General features: G+C 63.3%; 16 protein-coding genes. 2 read left to right on the top strand and 14 right to left on the bottom strand.

Annotated features, from left to right (window positions below; genetic code table 11):
* Nucleotides 1–10: 10 nt before the first annotated feature.
* From NUH87_RS25540 to NUH87_RS25490, 11 genes are all read right to left on the bottom strand, one after another.
* Nucleotides 11–997 carry a DNA polymerase III subunit delta' gene (locus tag NUH87_RS25540; protein WP_338523155.1) on the bottom strand — a complete coding sequence of 329 codons (987 nt, stop codon included), beginning with the start codon at nt 995–997 and terminating at the stop codon, nt 11–13.
* Nucleotides 990–1,622, bottom strand: coding sequence for a dTMP kinase (gene tmk, locus NUH87_RS25535; protein ID WP_338523154.1), 633 nt, complete (start codon nt 1,620–1,622; stop codon nt 990–992). Before tmk ends, NUH87_RS25540 begins: the two co-directional genes overlap by 8 nt.
* 19 nt (nt 1,623–1,641) lie before the next feature.
* Nucleotides 1,642–2,865: an endolytic transglycosylase MltG gene (gene mltG / locus NUH87_RS25530; RefSeq protein WP_040065389.1), complete on the bottom strand. Its 1,224-nt coding sequence runs from the start codon at nt 2,863–2,865 to the stop codon at nt 1,642–1,644.
* Between the two features lies 1 nt (nt 2,866).
* On the bottom strand, nt 2,867–3,682 hold the full coding sequence (pabC, locus tag NUH87_RS25525; protein ID WP_338523153.1) for an aminodeoxychorismate lyase: 816 nt from the start codon (nt 3,680–3,682) through the stop codon (nt 2,867–2,869).
* Nucleotides 3,682–4,926 carry a beta-ketoacyl-ACP synthase II gene (gene fabF / locus NUH87_RS25520; RefSeq protein ID WP_040065393.1) on the bottom strand — a complete coding sequence of 415 codons (1,245 nt, stop codon included), beginning with the start codon at nt 4,924–4,926 and terminating at the stop codon, nt 3,682–3,684. Before fabF ends, pabC begins: the two co-directional genes overlap by 1 nt.
* A gap of 111 nt (nt 4,927–5,037) precedes the next feature.
* Complete coding sequence (acpP, locus tag NUH87_RS25515) at nt 5,038–5,274, bottom strand: acyl carrier protein (protein WP_004884578.1); 237 nt, start codon at nt 5,272–5,274, stop codon at nt 5,038–5,040.
* 197 nt (nt 5,275–5,471) lie between these two features.
* Nucleotides 5,472–6,212: a 3-oxoacyl-ACP reductase FabG gene (gene fabG / locus NUH87_RS25510; protein WP_338523152.1), complete on the bottom strand. Its 741-nt coding sequence runs from the start codon at nt 6,210–6,212 to the stop codon at nt 5,472–5,474.
* 16 nt (nt 6,213–6,228) lie between these two features.
* On the bottom strand, nt 6,229–7,167 hold the full coding sequence (gene fabD, locus NUH87_RS25505) for an ACP S-malonyltransferase (RefSeq protein WP_040065399.1): 939 nt from the start codon (nt 7,165–7,167) through the stop codon (nt 6,229–6,231).
* A gap of 127 nt (nt 7,168–7,294) precedes the next feature.
* Entirely contained in the window at nt 7,295–8,305 is a 1,011-nt protein-coding gene (gene plsX, locus NUH87_RS25500; protein WP_338523151.1) for a phosphate acyltransferase PlsX, read from the bottom strand.
* A gap of 3 nt (nt 8,306–8,308) precedes the next feature.
* Nucleotides 8,309–8,491 (bottom strand): 50S ribosomal protein L32, encoded by a 183-nt coding sequence (gene rpmF / locus NUH87_RS25495; RefSeq protein ID WP_003179396.1) that lies wholly within the window; start codon nt 8,489–8,491, stop codon nt 8,309–8,311.
* 13 nt (nt 8,492–8,504) lie between these two features.
* Complete coding sequence (locus tag NUH87_RS25490) at nt 8,505–9,032, bottom strand: YceD family protein (RefSeq protein ID WP_040065402.1); 528 nt, start codon at nt 9,030–9,032, stop codon at nt 8,505–8,507.
* A 106-nt stretch (nt 9,033–9,138) separates the two neighbouring features.
* Here NUH87_RS25490 and NUH87_RS25485 point away from each other — a divergent pair, with 106 nt between their 5' ends.
* Entirely contained in the window at nt 9,139–9,717 is a 579-nt protein-coding gene (locus NUH87_RS25485; RefSeq protein WP_338523150.1) for a nucleoside triphosphate pyrophosphatase, read from the top strand.
* A 52-nt stretch (nt 9,718–9,769) separates the two neighbouring features.
* Here the strand turns inward: NUH87_RS25485 and sppA are convergent, their stop codons facing one another.
* From sppA to rluC, 3 genes are read right to left on the bottom strand one after another with little or no spacing between them, the layout of a single operon-like run.
* Complete coding sequence (gene sppA, locus NUH87_RS25480; protein ID WP_338523149.1) at nt 9,770–10,759, bottom strand: signal peptide peptidase SppA; 990 nt, start codon at nt 10,757–10,759, stop codon at nt 9,770–9,772.
* A gap of 20 nt (nt 10,760–10,779) precedes the next feature.
* Nucleotides 10,780–11,442, bottom strand: coding sequence for an HAD-IA family hydrolase (locus tag NUH87_RS25475; RefSeq protein WP_338523148.1), 663 nt, complete (start codon nt 11,440–11,442; stop codon nt 10,780–10,782).
* A complete protein-coding gene (gene rluC, locus NUH87_RS25470; RefSeq protein ID WP_338523147.1) occupies nt 11,432–12,388 on the bottom strand; it encodes a 23S rRNA pseudouridine(955/2504/2580) synthase RluC in 957 nt (318 codons plus the stop codon). The genes NUH87_RS25475 and rluC overlap by 11 nt, the downstream gene beginning before the upstream one ends.
* A gap of 713 nt (nt 12,389–13,101) precedes the next feature.
* Between rluC and rne the strand changes: the two genes are divergently transcribed.
* Nucleotides 13,102–16,416: a ribonuclease E gene (gene rne, locus NUH87_RS25465; RefSeq protein ID WP_338523146.1), complete on the top strand. Its 3,315-nt coding sequence runs from the start codon at nt 13,102–13,104 to the stop codon at nt 16,414–16,416.
* Nucleotides 16,417–16,443 lie beyond the last annotated feature (27 nt).

The raw sequence follows: 16,443 nt of genomic DNA, 5'->3' as shown, positions 1-16,443 counted from the left end.
GCCCATCGCCTCAGTGTTGGGTAGGTAAAGCTGCCCATTGCACCAACAGCGCCTCGAGCAACAGCACCCGGTTGAGGTTGGCCTTGCCCAGCACCTTCTGGCGCTGGGCGAGAATCCAGTCCTGGATCGACAGGACCTTGTCCCGGGCGGTTTTCTGCGCCAGGTATTGCACCACTTTGCGCATGTCGCCCAGACCCAGGCCGGCCTCGTCCTCGGTCAGTTGATAGCGCAGGATCAAATTCGACCAATCGCAGAACCAGTCGAACAGCAACAGCAACGGGATGGCATTCCAACCCTCTGCCAGTTGGGTGGCCGATTGCTGCTGCTTGAGCAATTTCTTCACCCCATCGACCACCTGCGCCCGCTGTTCGAGAACACCCTGTTCCTTGAGACTGACCGCGGCCAGGGGCGAGCCCGCCGCCAGGGTCAGCAATTCGACACGTTCTTCTTCGCTGCTGCCCGGCAAGGCACCGGCCAGCCATTGCAGGCTCATGGCCTCGCTCGGCAGCGGACAGGCCTGTTGCACGCAACGGCTGCGGATGGTCGGCAGCAAACGGCTGGACTGATGGCTGACCAGCAACAGGAAGGTATCGCCGGAAGGCTCCTCAAGGCTCTTGAGCAAGGCGTTGGCGGCGTTGATGTTCATCGACTCCACCGGCTCGATGAGCACCACCTTGCGCCCGCCCAGTTGCGCGGTCTGGACCACGAAGCCGACCAGATCGCGCACCTGGTCGACCTTGATCGCCTTGTCGGCCTCTTCCGGCTCCAGGATGTAGTTGTCCGGATGGCTGCCTGCGGCCAGCAACAGACAGGACTTGCAGTGCCCACAGGCCTCGAGGTGTTCCGGGCTCTTGCACAGCAGCAGGGCCATCAGCCGTTCGGCCAGGGCGCGCTTGCCGATGCCCGCCGGCCCATGGAGCAGGTAGGCGTGGGCATGCTGGGTGCGCCCGGCCAGTTGTTGCCAGAGGCCGTCCTGCCAGGGATAGGCTTCAGCCACGGTGCCGCTCCAGGATTTCCGGCAGCAGGCGGTCGAGGGACTGTTGCACCTGGGCCAACGGCTGGGCCGCATCCACCAGGCGATAGCGCGACGGATCGGCTTCGGCGCGCTTGAGGTAGGTGCTGCGCACGGCGTCGAAGAACACCCGGCCTTCCTGCTCGAAACGATCCAGCCGCCCACGGGCGCTGGCCCGGGACAGACCGACTTCCACCGGCAGGTCGAAGACCAGGGTCAGGTCCGGACGCAGTTCGCCCTGGACAAAGTTTTCCAGGGTGGCGATACGCTCCCCGGACAGGCCGCGACCGCCGCCCTGGTAGGCATAGGTGGCATCGGTAAAACGGTCGCACAGCACCACGGCGCCACGGGCCAGGGCCGGGCGGATCACCGTGGCCAGATGCTGGGCCCGCGCGGCGAAGACCAGCAGCAGCTCGGTGTCGGCACACATGGCTTCATCGCTGGTCGCCAGCAGCAGTTCGCGGATCCGCTCGGCCAGCGGCGTGCCGCCGGGCTCGCGGGTCAGCAGCACATCGATGCCGCGAGCCCGCAGGCACTCGGCCAGGTAGTCGCGGTTGGTGCTTTTGCCGGCGCCTTCCGGGCCTTCCAGGGTGATAAACAAGCCAGTCACGGGCAGTCCTTATTCAGGTTCATTGCGAGTCTTTCGCCTCGGCGTCGGTTGGCGCCGGTGCCGCGGGTGCAGGTGCGACGGTCGGCTCCGGGGCCGGTGCGGCGGCGGGTGCAGGCGCCGTCTCGGGCACGCCGACAGCCGGGGTCTGCACCGGCGCCGGGCCAGGTGCAGAGGCAGCCGCCGGAGCCGGTGTAGCCGCTGGAGCCGCCGTCGGCGCGGGGCTGGAGCGGTAGTCGGCCCGGCGCTTGAGCTGGAACTCGCGCACGGCGTTGTTATGCGAGTCCAGGTCGTCGGAGAAGACATGGCTGCCGTCGCCGCGCGCGACAAAGTACAGGCTGTTGCCCGGCACCGGGTTCAACGCGGCATGGATCGACTCGCGCCCGACCATGGCAATCGGGGTCGGCGGCAGGCCGGCGTTCACATAAGTATTGTAGGGCGTTGCTTCACGCAGGTGGGCACGGGTGAGCTTGCCGGTGTAGCGCTCGCCCAGGCCGTAGATCACCGTCGGGTCGGTCTGCAACAGCATGCCCTGCTGCATCCGCCGGACAAACACGCCGGCAATCAACCCACGCTCCTGGGGCACGCCGGTTTCCTTCTCCACCAGCGAGGCCATGATCAGGGCCTGGTAAGGCTCGGTATAGGGTGCATCGGCGGAACGTTTCTGCCACTCCTGGGCCAGGACGCTATCCAGGCGCTCGTAGGCCTTCTCCAGCAGCTCGGCATCGGTCATGCCGCGCACGAAGCGGTAGGTGTCCGGGAAGAAGCGGCCTTCGGCGAAGACATCCTTGTGCCCCAGCTTGGTCATGACTTCGCTGTCACTGAGGCCGGTCAGGGTCTGCTGGAGCTTTTCGGTCTTGGCCAGGGCACTGCGTACCTGGCGGAAATTCCAGCCTTCGACCAGGGTCAGGCTGTACTGCACCACTTCGCCACGCTGCCACAGGGCCAACAACCCGCGCACGTCCATGCCGGGAGTGAGTCGGTACTCGCCACTGTGGAACGGCACGCCGGCCGAATTGAAGCGCCAGTAGAGGCGCAGCCAGAAGGCGTCCTTGAGCAGGCCATCGGCCTCAAGGCGATTGAAGGTACCGCTCGGTGTCGCACCGGCCGGTACGTCCAGCAGTTGTTCCTGCGCCAGGTTGAGGGGTTGCTCCAGCGCCGAATGCAGTTTCCAGGCAGAACCGCCCAGCGACAAACCGCCCAGCACCAGAACGGATTGCAGCAGCACCAAGAATTTACGTCTCAATTCAAACTTCCAATAGCGCGCGAGCAATACTTTGCAGTTTACGGGTGAGCGGGCCAACCGACCAGCTCAGGTCGGCAAAAGCCCGGACGGGCCAGACGCCATAGACGCTGTTACAGAGAAAGACTTCATCAGCTTGCCGGAGTTGCTCCAGGCTGATATCGGAAATATCGACAGGGATCGCCAGCGCTTTCGCCTCTTCCAGCAGTTGCGCGCGCATCACCCCCGCCACGCCGCAACGACTCAGATCGGCGGTGAAGAGCACACCCTGATGCACCAGGAACAGATTGCTGAACACCCCTTCGATCACCCGACCCGAGGTGTCGAGCATCAAGCCTTCGGCATGCTCGGCATCCTGCCACTCGGCACGGGCCAGGACCTGCTCCAGGCGATTGAGATGCTTGAGCCCGGCCAGCAAGGGCTGTTCGGACAAACGCGTGGCACAGGGAAAAAGACGGATACCTTGTTGCTGGTACGCCTGTGGATAACTCGACGGCGGGTTGCCTTGCAGGATACGCCGCGCCGAGGCATCCGCCGACGCCGCGTAGCCACGCTGGCTATCGCCACGGGTGAGGATCAGCTTGAGCACGCCCTCCCCCAATGCGGCGCTGTAGGCGAGCAGCTCGCGGCGAATCAACGGGTGATCCGCCACGATGCCCAGGCGCCGACAGCCGTCCGCCAGGCGTTGCAGGTGCCGCTCCAGCAGCACCGGCTGGCCGGCTTTCACGGCGAGGGTCTCGAACAGACCGTCGCCGTAGGCCAGGCCACGGTCCTTGATGGACAACGCATCGCCCGGCTGGCCGTCGACCCAGCTGTCCATCACTCGGCGAACCGGCGGAACACCAGGGAGCCGTTGGTACCGCCAAAGCCGAAGGAGTTGGACAGCACCACGTCGATGGGCATGCGCCGGGCTTCGTGGGGCACGAAATCCAGGTCGCAGCCTTCACCGGGCTCGTCGAGGTTGATGGTCGGCGGCGCCACCTGGTCGGCAATGGCCAGCACACTGAAAATCGCCTCGACGGCACCGGCGGCACCCAACAGGTGGCCGGTCATCGATTTGGTGGAGCTGACCGCCAGCTTGTAGGCGTGCTCGCCGAACACCTGCTTGATCGCCTGGGCTTCGGCCAGGTCGCCGGCCGGAGTCGAAGTGCCGTGGGCATTGATATATTGCACCTGGTCCAGGTTCAGCTTCGCATCGCGCATCGCGTTGGCAATGCAGCGCGCGGCACCGGCGCCGTCCTCGGGTGGCGAGGTCATGTGATAGGCGTCGCCACTCATGCCGAAGCCGATCAGCTCGGCGTAGATGGTGGCGCCACGAGCCTTGGCGTGCTCCAGCTCTTCGAGCACCAGGGCACCGGCACCGTCGGACAGCACGAAGCCGTCACGGCCCTGGTCCCAGGGACGGCTGGCACGGGTTGGCTCGTCGTTGCGCGTGGACAACGCACGGGATGCGCCGAAACCGCCCATGCCGAGGCCGCAGGCAGCCATTTCGGCGCCGCCGGCAATCATCACATCGGCTTCATCGTAGGCAATATTGCGCGCGGCCATGCCGATGCAATGGGTGCCGGTGGTGCACGCCGTGGCGATGGCATAGTTCGGCCCCTGGGCACCCAGGTGGATGGACAGGAAACCGGAAATCATATTGATGATCGAACCGGGGACGAAGAACGGCGAAATGCGCCGTGGCCCCTGGTCGTGCAGCGTGCGGCAGGTTTGCTCGATATTGGTCAGACCGCCAATACCCGAACCCATGGCCACGCCGATGCGCTCACGGTTGGCATCGGTGACTTCGAGGCCGGCGTTGCGCACCGCCTGGAAACCGGCTGCCAGGCCGTATTGAATGAACAGGTCGAGTTTGCGGGCTTCTTTGGCCGACAAGTATTCTTCGACGTTGAAGCCTTTTACCGAGCCGCCAAAACGGGTGGTATAGGCAGAAAGGTCCGTGTGTTCGATCAGACCAATGCCACTGCGGCCAGCCAGAATGCCTTGCCAGGTACTCGGAACATCGGTACCCAATGGCGACAGCATCCCCATACCGGTGACTACGACGCGTCTACGCGACACAGCACTCTCCTTTATCCTGTTGACGACACTTTGCCTCACACCTAAAGAAAAAACCGCACGCCGTAATGGCAGTGCGGTTTTTCCATGACAGCAGGCAACGATTACAAACGATTAGGCCTGATGGCTGTTAACGTAATCGATAGCGGCTTGTACGGTGGTGATTTTTTCAGCTTCTTCGTCAGGGATTTCGGTCTCGAATTCCTCTTCCAGAGCCATCACAAGCTCAACGGTGTCAAGGGAGTCGGCACCCAGGTCTTCAACGAACGAAGCAGTGTTGACCACTTCTTCTTCCTTGACGCCCAGTTGCTCGGCAACGATTTTCTTGACGCGTTCTTCGATGGTGCTCATACCTTGTTTTCACTCCTAATGGAAAAATTCAGGCAGCTGGCCGGTGGGTAAGTGTATAGAAAGGCTTTTCAGCTTTTCAACCGAAAGCTTCAGCCTTCGTCCCCCCTTTGCCCCCTGCCCGTCAATAAGTTGCAGCTTTATAACGGATTTTAGACCGCTCGTATGACATTTTTTTGAAGCAATCCGTCACATTTGAATCACATGTACATCCCGCCGTTCACCGGGATTGTAGCCCCAGTCACGTAAGCCGCACCGTCCGAGGCCAGAAAAGCGACCACTTGCGCAATCTCTTGAGCCTGGCCCAGACGGCCCAGCGGAATCTGCGTCAGCAAGGCTTCACGCTGCGCCTCGGGCAATTCGCGGGTCATATCGGTGTCGATGAACCCTGGGGCCACCGAGTTTACCGTAATCGAGCGCGAACCGACTTCACGCGCCAGCGCGCGGCTGAAACCTTCCAGGCCGGCCTTGGCTGCCGCGTAGTTTACTTGGCCTGCGTTGCCCATGGCACCCACAACCGAACCAATATTGATGATTCGGCCCCAACGCGCCTTGGTCATGCCGCGCAGAACGCCCTTGGACAGGCGGAACAGGCTGTTGAGGTTGGTATCGACCACGTCGTACCACTCGTCGTCTTTCATCCGCATCATCAGGTTATCGCGGGTGATACCGGCATTATTGACCAGAATCGCCGGCGCACCGAACTGCTCGGTGATGCTGGCCAGTACCGCGGCAACGGATTCATCGCTGGTTACATTAAGTTCCAGGCCGGTGCCCTGAATCCCGTGCTCCTTGAGGGTTGCGGCAATACGCTCGGCGCCCGAGGCCGAGGTCGCGGTGCCGACGACCACGGCGCCGAGACGCCCCAGCTCGAGGGCGATGGCTTGGCCGATGCCACGGCTGGCGCCGGTGACCAGTGCAACTTTACCTTGCAGACTCATGCAGGCTTCTCCTGATTCAGGCCCGCGCCGCGCGCGTGGCGGCGAAGGCATCCGGGGTATTGAGGTTGGACGTGTTGACGCCATCGGCGCAACGCTTGTTCAGGCCGGCCAGCACCTTGCCAGGGCCGCACTCGACCAGTTCGGTGGCACCGTTGGCCGCCAGGCACTGGACCGACTCGACCCAGCGCACCGGCTTGTAGAGTTGTTCCAGCAGGTCGCGCTTGAGGGTCGCGAGGTCAGCGGCCACCTGGGCGCTGACGTTCTGCACCAGCGGGATCTGCGGGGCCTGCCAGTCGATGGCGGCGATGGACTCGGCAAAGCGCTCGGCGGCCGGACGCATCAGCTCGCAATGGGACGGTACGCTGACCGGCAGCGGCAGGGCACGCTTGGCGCCCTTGGCCTTGCAGGCTTCCATGGCGCGCTCGACGGCCGCCTTGGCGCCGGCGATCACCACCTGGCCCGGCGAGTTGAAGTTCACCGCGCTCACCACTTCGCCCTGGGCGGAGTCGGCGCAGGCGGCAACCACATCGGCATCGTCCAGCCCGAGGATCGCCGCCATGGCGCCCTGCCCGGCCGGCACCGCTTCCTGCATCAACTGGCCACGACGCTCCACCAGCTTCACCGCATCGCCCAGGCTCAGGCTGCCGGCGGCGACCAGCGCGCTGTACTCGCCCAGGCTGTGCCCGGCGACATAGGCCGGACGCGCACCGCCCTCGGCCAGCCACAGGCGCCACAAGGCAATGGAGGCCGTGAGGATGGCCGGCTGGGTCTTGTCGGTCTGGTTGAGCTGCTCTTCCGGCCCCTGCTGGGTCAGTGCCCAGAGGTCATAGCCCAGGGCATCAGAGGCTTCTTTGAAGGTCTCCAGGATCAGCGGGTATTGCGCGCCCAACTCGGCCAGCATGCCGAGGGACTGCGAGCCCTGCCCTGGAAAGACGAATGCGAGGGATGTAGACATGTAACAAGCCCCTAATGATCTTGTCGTCGAAGAATTGACGTCCCGCCTTGGCGGACGCAAGAAACTGTCAGTTTGGATGGCTGATCGAACTGAGCGGTCACATTTAAGCATTCCCGCGGGAAAACGCCTAAAGCAATAGATCCTCCAGGCGACCGTGAAGGCGCTCGGGGAGGTTTTCCTGGATCTCGATCAAGGCCCGGGCAATCGCACTCTGGAAACCCTCGGCCCCGGCGGAGCCGTGGCTCTTGATGACAATCCCCTGCAGGCCGAGAAAGCTCGCGCCGTTGTGCCGCGCCGGAGTGAGATCGGCCTTGAGGCGCTTGAACAACGGCAAGGCCAGGGCACCGACCAGCCGCGAAGCCAGGTTCTGCCGGAACAGCGTCTCGATCCGCGTGGCGATCATGGTCGCCAGGCCTTCGCTGGACTTGAGCAGGATGTTGCCGACAAAACCGTCGCACACCACCACATCGGCCTCGCCGCGATACAGCCCGTCGCCTTCGATGAAGCCGATGTAGTTCAGCCCCCGCGCCTGTTGCAACAGATTCGCCGCCAGCTTGACCTGCTGGTTGCCCTTGATGTCCTCGGTGCCGACATTGAGCAAGGCAACCCGGGGCCGAACCACGCCGAGGGCCTCGGCGGCCACCGCGCCCATCACGGCGAACTGGAACAGGTGCTCGGCACTGCAATCGACATTCGCCCCCAGGTCCAGCAACTGGCAATAGCCACGCTGGGTCGGGATGGCCGCGACCATGGCCGGACGATCGATGCCCGGCAACGTCTTGAGCACATACCGCGACAAGGCCATCAAGGCCCCGGTATTACCGGCACTGACACAGGCCTGGACCTTGCCGTCACGCAGCAACTGCAAGGCCACGCGCATCGACGAATCCGGCTTGCCACGCAGGGCCTGGGACGGACGCTCGTCCATGGTGATGACTTCGGCGGCAGGGGTAATGGTCAGGCGCGCGCGATCCACAGCCGGATGGCTGGCGATCAGGGGTTCAAGCTGGGAAGGTTGACCGACAAGGGTCAGGTGCAGCGAGGGCGTGGCGGACAGGCAGGCAATACTGGCCTGGACAATGCTGCGGGGACCGAAGTCCCCGCCCATTGCGTCGATCGCGATGATCTGAGCGGACAAGATTTACTCGTCAGCGCCCTTGTCGATCACTTTACGGCCACGGTATACGCCTTCTGGCGATACGTGGTGACGCAGGTGAACTTCACCGGTGGTCTTTTCCACGGACAGGGTGCTAGCCTCGAGAGCATCGTGGGAACGACGCATGTCACGGGCAGAGCGGGATTTTTTGTTCTGCTGAACAGCCATAATTGATTAACTCCTAAACGTTTGGGTCACGCTTTAACTGCGCCAATACACTGAACGGGTTGGACCGCGTTACCTCGTCCTCGCTCGGTTCGGGCTCATCGAGCCCCGCCGGCTGCTGGCATTCTTCCGGATGATGAGCAGGCACAATGGGCAAGGCGAGCAGAAGCTCTTCCTCGATCAATGCCTGCAGATCCAAAGGATCTTCGCCCAGTTCCAGCACGTCATAACCTTTCGGTAACGACTGGGTATTCGCACCCTCCTTCACCACAGCGTAACTGCATTCGCTGTGGATCGGCAGGGTGACCAGCTCAAGACAACGCTGGCAAACCATTTTGACTTCGGTGTCGATAAAGCTGTGAATCGTCACAGTTTTACGTTCATCTCGTTCAAAAACGAATTTAGCCTGCACCGTACCGACAGTGTCGGAAAGCGAGTCGCAGAGTCTCTCCAAATCGGCCAGCAGCAGTTCACCTTGAAGGGTGGTGCCACGATCAGCCAATTTGCGCGGGTCAACGTGAGGTGGAATCGGGTCATTCAACATAGGCGCAGCATTCTAGGGATGCCCCCCGCCACTGTCAAAGGAAATTAGGCCCTGTCCGTCAGCAGGAGAGCCGACTAGAATCGACGGCCTTCTTCAGGAGAACCGCATGCTGCCCCTGTTACTTGCCTCAAGCTCCGCCTATCGGCGGGAATTGCTGACCCGCCTGCGCCTGCCCTTCACCTGTGCCGCGCCGGATATCGACGAAAGCCAACGCCCGGGCGAAGCAGCCATCGAGCTGGTCAAACGCCTGGCCGAGGAAAAGGCCCGGGCACTGGCCGCCAGCCATCCGGCGCACCTGATCATCGGCTCGGACCAGGTCGCGGTACTCGGCGACCGGATACTCGGCAAGCCCCACGGCTTCGAGAAGGCCCGCGAACAGCTGCTGGCCGCCAGCGGCACCCGCGTGAGCTTCCTGACCGGACTGGCCCTGCTCAACAGCCGGACCGGGACCTGCCAGGTGGACTGCATCCCCTTCACCGTGCAGATGCGCCATCTGGATGTCGCCCGTATCGAACGCTACCTGCATGCCGAGCAGCCCTACGACTGCGCCGGCAGCTTCAAGGCCGAGGGACTCGGGGTCAGCCTGTTCCAGGGCACGGAGGGGCCGGATGCCACCAGCCTGATCGGACTGCCGCTGATTCGCCTGGTGGATATGTTGCTGGCCGAGGGCGTGCAGATTCCGTAAAGTCAATAAAAAACCGGTCGCTCGCGACCGGTTTTTCAATGCTACGCAAGCATCAGCGCAAGGTCGGCCCCTGGAAGCCCATCCACATCGCCAACTGCTCCGCGACACTGGCACCGAGCTTTTTCGAGAAACGATCGAAAGGCGACTCCTGGACAGTAAAGTCCACCAGCTCCTTCTCGCCGATCACATCCCGCGCCACCGAACTGGCACTGCCCAGGCCGTCCACCAGCCCCAGCGGCAACGCCTGCTCGCCGGACCAGACCAACCCCGAGAACAACTCGGGATGCTCCTTGTCCTTCAGGCGATCACCACGACCTTTCTTCACGCTGGCGATGAACTGGTTGTGGGTGGTGTCCAACACCCCCTGCCAGAACCGGGTCTCATCGGCCTTCTGCGGCTGGAACGGATCGAGAAACGCCTTGTGCTCCCCCGAGGAGTAGGCACGACGCTCCACGCCCAGTTTCTCCATGGTGCCGACAAAACCGTAGCCGGCCGCCGTCACACCGATGGAGCCGACCAGGCTGGACTTGTCGGCATAGATCTCATCCGCCGCGCTGGCGATGTAGTAGGCACCGGAAGCACCGAGATCGGAAATCACCGCATACACCTTGGTATCCGGGTGCAGGCCCCGCAAACGACGAATCTCGTCATACACATAACCCGACTGCACCGGACTGCCGCCCGGGCTGTTGATCCGCAGGATGATCGCCTTGACCTTCGGATCCTCGAAGGCGCTGCGCAGACTGCCGACAATATTGTCGGCGCTGGCCGACTCCTTGTCCGCAATCACCCCGCGCACCTCGATCAGCGCGGTGTAGCGGGCACCATGACCGGCACTCTTTTCCTTGCCGATCAGCGGCGAGAGCATCACCAGCGCGCCAAACAGATACAAAAAGGTCAACAGCTTGAAGAAAATCCCCCAACGCCGCGAACGACGCTGCTCCTGCACACCGGCCAGCAAGGTCTTTTCCAGCAGCTTCCAGCTCTTGTCGTCACCCGGCTCGGCATTCGCCTTTGGCGGCGCGCTCCATTCATCAGACATGCGTACTCACCCCAACGAATTCAATTGACCCGGCCATCGAGCCAGGCATGCAACTGTGGAAAACTGTCAATCGCCAAGCGCGGCTCGAACTCCCGCAGCTCATCCAGCGACAAGGCACCATAACCCACCGCCACTGAATCCATGCCAGCATTGCGCGCCATTTGCAAATCGAACGCCGAGTCCCCGACCATCAAGGCCTGGGAAGCCGGGACAGCGCAATGGGCGAGAATCTGCTCCAGCATCAGCGGGTGCGGCTTGCTGGCGGTTTCATCGGCGGCGCGGGTGATATCGAAATAATCCAGCCAGCCATGGGCCTTCAACACCCGGTCGAGCCCGCGACGGGCCTTGCCGGTCGCCACCGCCAGTTGATAGCCCGCGGCACGAAACGCCTCCAGCGACTGCACCACGCCCGGAAACAGCGGCGAAGGCACCGCCTCGAGGGCAATATAGCTGTCGGCATAGTGCTGACGAAAGACAATCAGCTCATCGTCGGTGATCGCCGGGTACAAGGTGCGAATCGCCTCCGGCAAGCCGAGACCGATAATGCCCTTGACCGCCCTTTCATCGCGCAGGGCGAACCCCGAACGAGCGGCGGCCACCCCCATCGCCTCGACAATCCGACCAATGGAGTCGGCCAGGGTGCCGTCCCAATCGAAAATCAGCAGCTTGTATTCAGACCGCACTCAGTCGCTCCACCGTCTTGGCCCACATTTCATCCACCGGCGCCTGCAACTTCAACTCGCCACCATCCGGCAGCGGCACGGTCAGCATGTAGGCGTGCAGAAACAGACGCTTGCCACCCAGGTCACGAATTTCCTTGGTGAAGTCGTCATCGCCATACTTGCTGTCACCGGCGATGCAATGCCCGGCGTGCAGGGTGTGTACGCGAATCTGGTGGGTACGGCCGGTCACCGGCTTGGCCTCGACCATGGTCGCGAAATCACCGAAACGGCGTAGCACCTTGAATACCGTGAGCGCCTCCTTGCCCTCTTCGTTGACCTCGACCATGCGCTCGCCGGAACGCAGGTTGCTCTTGAGCAAGGGTGCGCGCACCTGCTTGACGGAGGTGGCCCAGTTGCCGCGCACCAGGGCCATGTAGCGCTTGTCGACGCCATCGCCGCGCAGCGCTTCGTGCAGATGGCGCAACATGCTGCGCTTCTTGGCGATCATCAGCAGGCCGGAGGTGTCGCGGTCCAGGCGATGGACCAGCTCCAGCTCCTTGGCGTCCGGGCGCAACTGCCGGAAGGCCTCGATCACGCCGTAGTTCAGGCCGCTGCCGCCGTGCACGGCAATGCCCGCCGGCTTGTTGATCACGATCAACGCCTTGTCTTCGAAGACAATCGAGTCCTCCAGGCGCTGCAACAGGCCCTGGGCCAGGGGCACCGGCTCGTCGCGCTCGGGGACGCGCACGGGCGGAACCCGCACGACATCACCGGCCTGCAGTTTGTACTCGGGCTTGATGCGCCCCTTGTTCACCCGCACTTCGCCTTTGCGCAAAATGCGGTAAATCAAGGTCTTGGGCACACCCTTGAGCCGGGCGAGAAGGAAATTGTCAATGCGCTGGCCGGCATATTCCGGCGAGACCTCAAGCAGTTGTACGCCTGGAGTCGGGGGGGTAGTCGTCGTCATGTCGGCGATGATAACAATTTTTTATGGAATTGAAGCACTTAATCATTGCTGCTATAGTCGCGAACGCCGCCAAAAGCGGCTGGACAGAGGACCAACGGCCAACCGCCGGCCCTGACCAACGCAATTCATCAGGATGCGAGGCCGTCCTACGGGGCTTTCGCCGTTCGAGGAAAGGTTCGCGACCGTAACGAGCGCAGGTGACATGAGGCCTGAAGCGCGCCGGAAAACTGAGTCAACACTCGTTTCCCGAGCCGGTATTAACGGCCAGTTCACAAAGTGCAGTCGGTCACGAGTCACACCTGGGCGAAGGCTTCGGAAACAACGCCTAATTAGCCATGAGCGTGCTTTTCCCTTTCGGAGAACACGGTAAATGCCAACCCGCTGCGGATTCTGCGCGCGGCCGCACCCGAATTATCAGGGATACGTGTAGGGTGGAGATGCACAACCGTCGGACTGTGTAGCATTAGGCTTGATCAAGACGCTTCATATCGTCCACACCCGCGGTTGATTCCTCCTCCTGACAGAGCTTTTGCTTGCGAAGGTGTCGTTTGTCACCCTTCGAGCAGGACGCGTGAGTCGCGACTTCGCCCCCTTCTGGACGAACCTCGCCCGACACAGGAATGGCCAACCACTCCTGACGCACCTGACACCGACCGTGAGAAGTCGTGTGTGCCGAACGCCGTTTCCGGCAGCCCGGAAACCGACGGTACTACATGAAAAGAATGCTGATTAACGCAACTCAACCCGAAGAGTTGCGTGTTGCCCTGGTAGATGGCCAGCGCCTCTACGACCTGGACATCGAGTCCGGTGCCCGCGAGCAGAAGAAGGCCAACATCTATAAAGGCCGGATTACTCGCATCGAGCCAAGCCTTGAGGCTGCCTTTGTCGATTTCGGCTCCGAGCGCCACGGCTTCCTGCCGCTGAAAGAAATCTCCCGCGAATACTTCAAGAAGGCCCCCGAAGGCCGTGTCAACATCAAGGACGTCCTGAGCGAAGGCCAGGAAGTCATCGTCCAGGTCGAGAAAGAAGAACGTGGCAACAAGGGCGCCGCCCTGACCACCTTCATCAGCCTGGCCGGCCGTTACCTGGTGCTGATGCCGAACAACCCGCGTGCCGGCGGTATTTCCCGACGCATCGAAGGCGAAGAGCGCAACGAACTGCGCGAGGCCCTCAATGGCCTGGTCGCCCCGGCCGACATGGGCCTGATCGTGCGCACTGCCGGCCTTGGCCGCAGCAGCGAAGAAATGCAGTGGGACCTCGACTACCTGCTGCAACTCTGGACCGCGATCAAGGAAGCCTCCCTGGACCGTTCCGCGCCTTTCCTGATCTACCAGGAAAGCAACGTGATCATCCGCGCGATCCGCGACTACCTGCGCCAGGACATCGGCGAAGTGTTGATCGACAGCGTTGAAGCCCAGGACGAAGCCCTGACCTTCATCCGCCAGGTGATGCCGCAGTACGCCAGCAAGATCAAGCTGTACGAAGACAGCGTGCCGCTGTTCAACCGCTTCCAGATCGAAAGCCAGATCGAAACCGCCTTCCAGCGCGTCGTCGAACTGCCTTCCGGCGGCTCCATCGTGATCGATCCGACCGAAGCCCTGGTGTCCATCGACATCAACTCGGCCCGCGCCACCAAAGGCAGCGATATCGAAGAAACCGCGCTGCAGACCAACCTGGAAGCCGCTGAAGAAATCGCCCGTCAGTTGCGTCTGCGCGACATCGGCGGCCTGATCGTCATCGACTTCATCGACATGACCCCGGCCAAGAACCAGCGCGCCGTGGAAGAAAAAGTCCGCGAATGCCTGGAAGCCGACCGTGCCCGCGTCCAAGTGGGCCGTATCTCGCGCTTCGGCCTGCTGGAAATGTCCCGCCAGCGCCTGCGTCCGTCCCTGGGCGAAAGCAGCGGCATCGTCTGCCCGCGTTGCAACGGCACCGGTATCATCCGTGACGTCGAATCGCTGTCCCTGGCGATCCTGCGCCTGATCGAAGAAGAAGCCCTGAAGGACCGCACCGCCGAAGTCCGCGCCCAGGTGCCGATCCCGGTCGCGGCCTTCCTGCTCAACGAGAAGCGCAACTCGATCACCAAGATCGAACTGCGCACCCGTGCACGCATCGTGATCCTGCCGAACGATCACCTGGAGACGCCGCACTTCGAAGTGCAACGCCTGCGCGACGACAGCCCGGAAGCCCACAGCGCCCAGTCCAGCTACGAAATCGCCGCGGCCGCCGCCGAAGTCGAAGACGCCCAGCCGGCTGCGGCCACCCGCACCCTGGTTCGCCAGGAAGCGGCGGTCAAGACCGCTCCGGCCCGCGCCAACGCCCCGGTTCCGACCGAAGTGGTGGCGGCTCCCGTGGCCGCCCCCGCGCCTGTCGCGGCCGAGCCAAGCCTGTTCAAGGGCCTGGTGAAGTCCCTGGTCAGCCTGTTCGCCAGCAAGGAAGAACCGGTTGCCCCGGCCGTGGTTGAAAAACCGGCGGCCGAGCGCCCGGCGCGCAACGAAGAGCGTCGCAGCGGTCGCCAGCAGAGCCGCAACCGTAACGGTCGCCGCGATGAGGAGCGCAAGCCGCGCGAAGAGCGTGCGCCACGTGAAGAACGTGCACCGCGCGAGCCTCGTGAAGAACGCGCCCCACGGGAAGAACGTGCACCGCGTGAAGAGCGTGCGCCGCGTGAACTGCGCGAAGTCCGTGACGAAGCACCGGCCGTAGCCCGTGAGGAACGTGCTCCGCGTGCCCCGCGTGAAGAACGTGCTCCGCGCGCCCCGCGTGAAGATCGCAAGCCACGTGGCGAGCGTGAAGAGCGCGTGCGCGAACTGCGCGAGCCACTGGATGCCGCACCGGCCGTCGCCGCTGCTGCAACGGCAGCTGCCGTGGTCGCGGAAGAGCGTCCGGCCCGTGCGCCACGTGAAGAGCGCCAGCCACGTCCACCGCGTGAAGAACGCCAGCCGCGTGCCGAGCAGGCCGCAGCCGCCGGTGAAGAAGAAGTGTTGCAGGGCGAAGAGCAGCTGCAGGACGACGGCCAGGACAACGCCGAAGGTGGCGATCGTCCACGTCGCCGCTCCCGTGGCCAGCGTCGTCGCAGCAACCGTCGCGAGCGTCAGCGTGACGCCAACGGCAATGTGATCGAAGGCTCGGAAGAAGGCAGCGAAGAACACCACGAACCCGCCACCGCTGCCGAACTGGCTGCCGGCGTGGCCGTGACCGCCGCCGTCGCCGGCAGCGTGATCAGTGCTCCAGCCGAGGCCCAGGCGCATCGCCAGGCCGAACTGGCTACTGCCGCAACCCAGGAAGCCCCTGCGGTCGAAGCGCCGATCGTTGAAGCCACCACCCCGGTAGTAGCCCCAGTGGTACCGGAAGTGGAAGTTGCTCCGGTGCACGCCGCCGAGCCTGTGGTCGAAGCCGCTGTCGAACCGGCTGTTGTCGCTGAACCGCCGGTATTCGTGGCGCCTGAACCGGCCATCGAAACCCCGGCTGTCGCAGTGCCTGCCGTTGAAGAGCCGGTTGCCCAGGCCGCTGTCGCCGAAGCCGTGGTTGTTGAAGCTCCGGTTGCGCAAGCAGCAGAGCCGGCCCAGGAAGTCCAGGCCACGTTCCAATGGTCCGAGCCAGCAGTCGCTGCGCAGGCCCCGGTGACTGAACCTGTGGTGGCTGCAGAGCCGGCCGTGGTTGCACAGCCAGAGCCTGCTCCGGTAGTGGTCGAGGCTGCTGCACCGGTTGTCGAAGCGGCGCCAGCCAGCGCCCTGACCAGCAGCGGTCGAGCGCCGAACGATCCGCGTGAAGTGCGTCGTCGCAAGCGTGAAGCAGAGCGTCTGGCCCAGGAAGCCGCCGAACGCGCCGCTGCTGCCCCGGCAGTAGAGGCCGTGGTCGCTGTCGAACCGGCTCCTGCACCAGAAGCCGCTCCGGTAGCACCTGTGCACGCTGAGAGCGAGACGGTTGCACCGACCACCCTCGACGAAAACCTGCAGTCCGCCGAAGAAGTGGTTGAACACAGCCCTAAAGCCCCGGAAAAAGCCCACGAGCCTAAACCCCTCGTCTGATTCCGACGGCTGTTGAAAAGCCCCGCC

The sequence above is a fragment of the Pseudomonas batumici genome (genome assembly GCF_036585405.1).
Lineage (GTDB): Bacteria > Pseudomonadota > Gammaproteobacteria > Pseudomonadales > Pseudomonadaceae > Aquipseudomonas > Aquipseudomonas batumici.
The sequence above is the reverse complement of the archived record's forward strand: the minus strand, read 5'-3'. Positions and strand labels throughout refer to the sequence as shown.

Excerpts from the sequence above, each read along its gene's own strand:
- pabC (WP_338523153.1), bottom strand. The coding sequence starts at position 3,682 with ATGGACAGCTGGGTCGACGGCCAGCCGGGCGATGCGTTGTCCATCAAG.
- acpP (WP_004884578.1), bottom strand. The coding sequence starts at position 5,274 with ATGAGCACCATCGAAGAACGCGTCAAGAAAATCGTTGCCGAGCAACTG.
- fabG (WP_338523152.1), bottom strand. The coding sequence starts at position 6,212 with ATGAGTCTGCAAGGTAAAGTTGCACTGGTCACCGGCGCCAGCCGTGGC.
- fabD (WP_040065399.1), bottom strand. The coding sequence starts at position 7,167 with ATGTCTACATCCCTCGCATTCGTCTTTCCAGGGCAGGGCTCGCAGTCC.
- rpmF (WP_003179396.1), bottom strand. The coding sequence starts at position 8,491 with ATGGCTGTTCAGCAGAACAAAAAATCCCGCTCTGCCCGTGACATGCGT.
- NUH87_RS25490 (WP_040065402.1), bottom strand. The coding sequence starts at position 9,032 with ATGTTGAATGACCCGATTCCACCTCACGTTGACCCGCGCAAATTGGCT.
- NUH87_RS25485 (WP_338523150.1), top strand. The coding sequence starts at position 9,139 with ATGCTGCCCCTGTTACTTGCCTCAAGCTCCGCCTATCGGCGGGAATTG.
- sppA (WP_338523149.1), bottom strand. The coding sequence starts at position 10,759 with ATGTCTGATGAATGGAGCGCGCCGCCAAAGGCGAATGCCGAGCCGGGT.
- rluC (WP_338523147.1), bottom strand. The coding sequence starts at position 12,388 with ATGACGACGACTACCCCCCCGACTCCAGGCGTACAACTGCTTGAGGTC.
- rne (WP_338523146.1), top strand. The coding sequence starts at position 13,102 with ATGAAAAGAATGCTGATTAACGCAACTCAACCCGAAGAGTTGCGTGTT.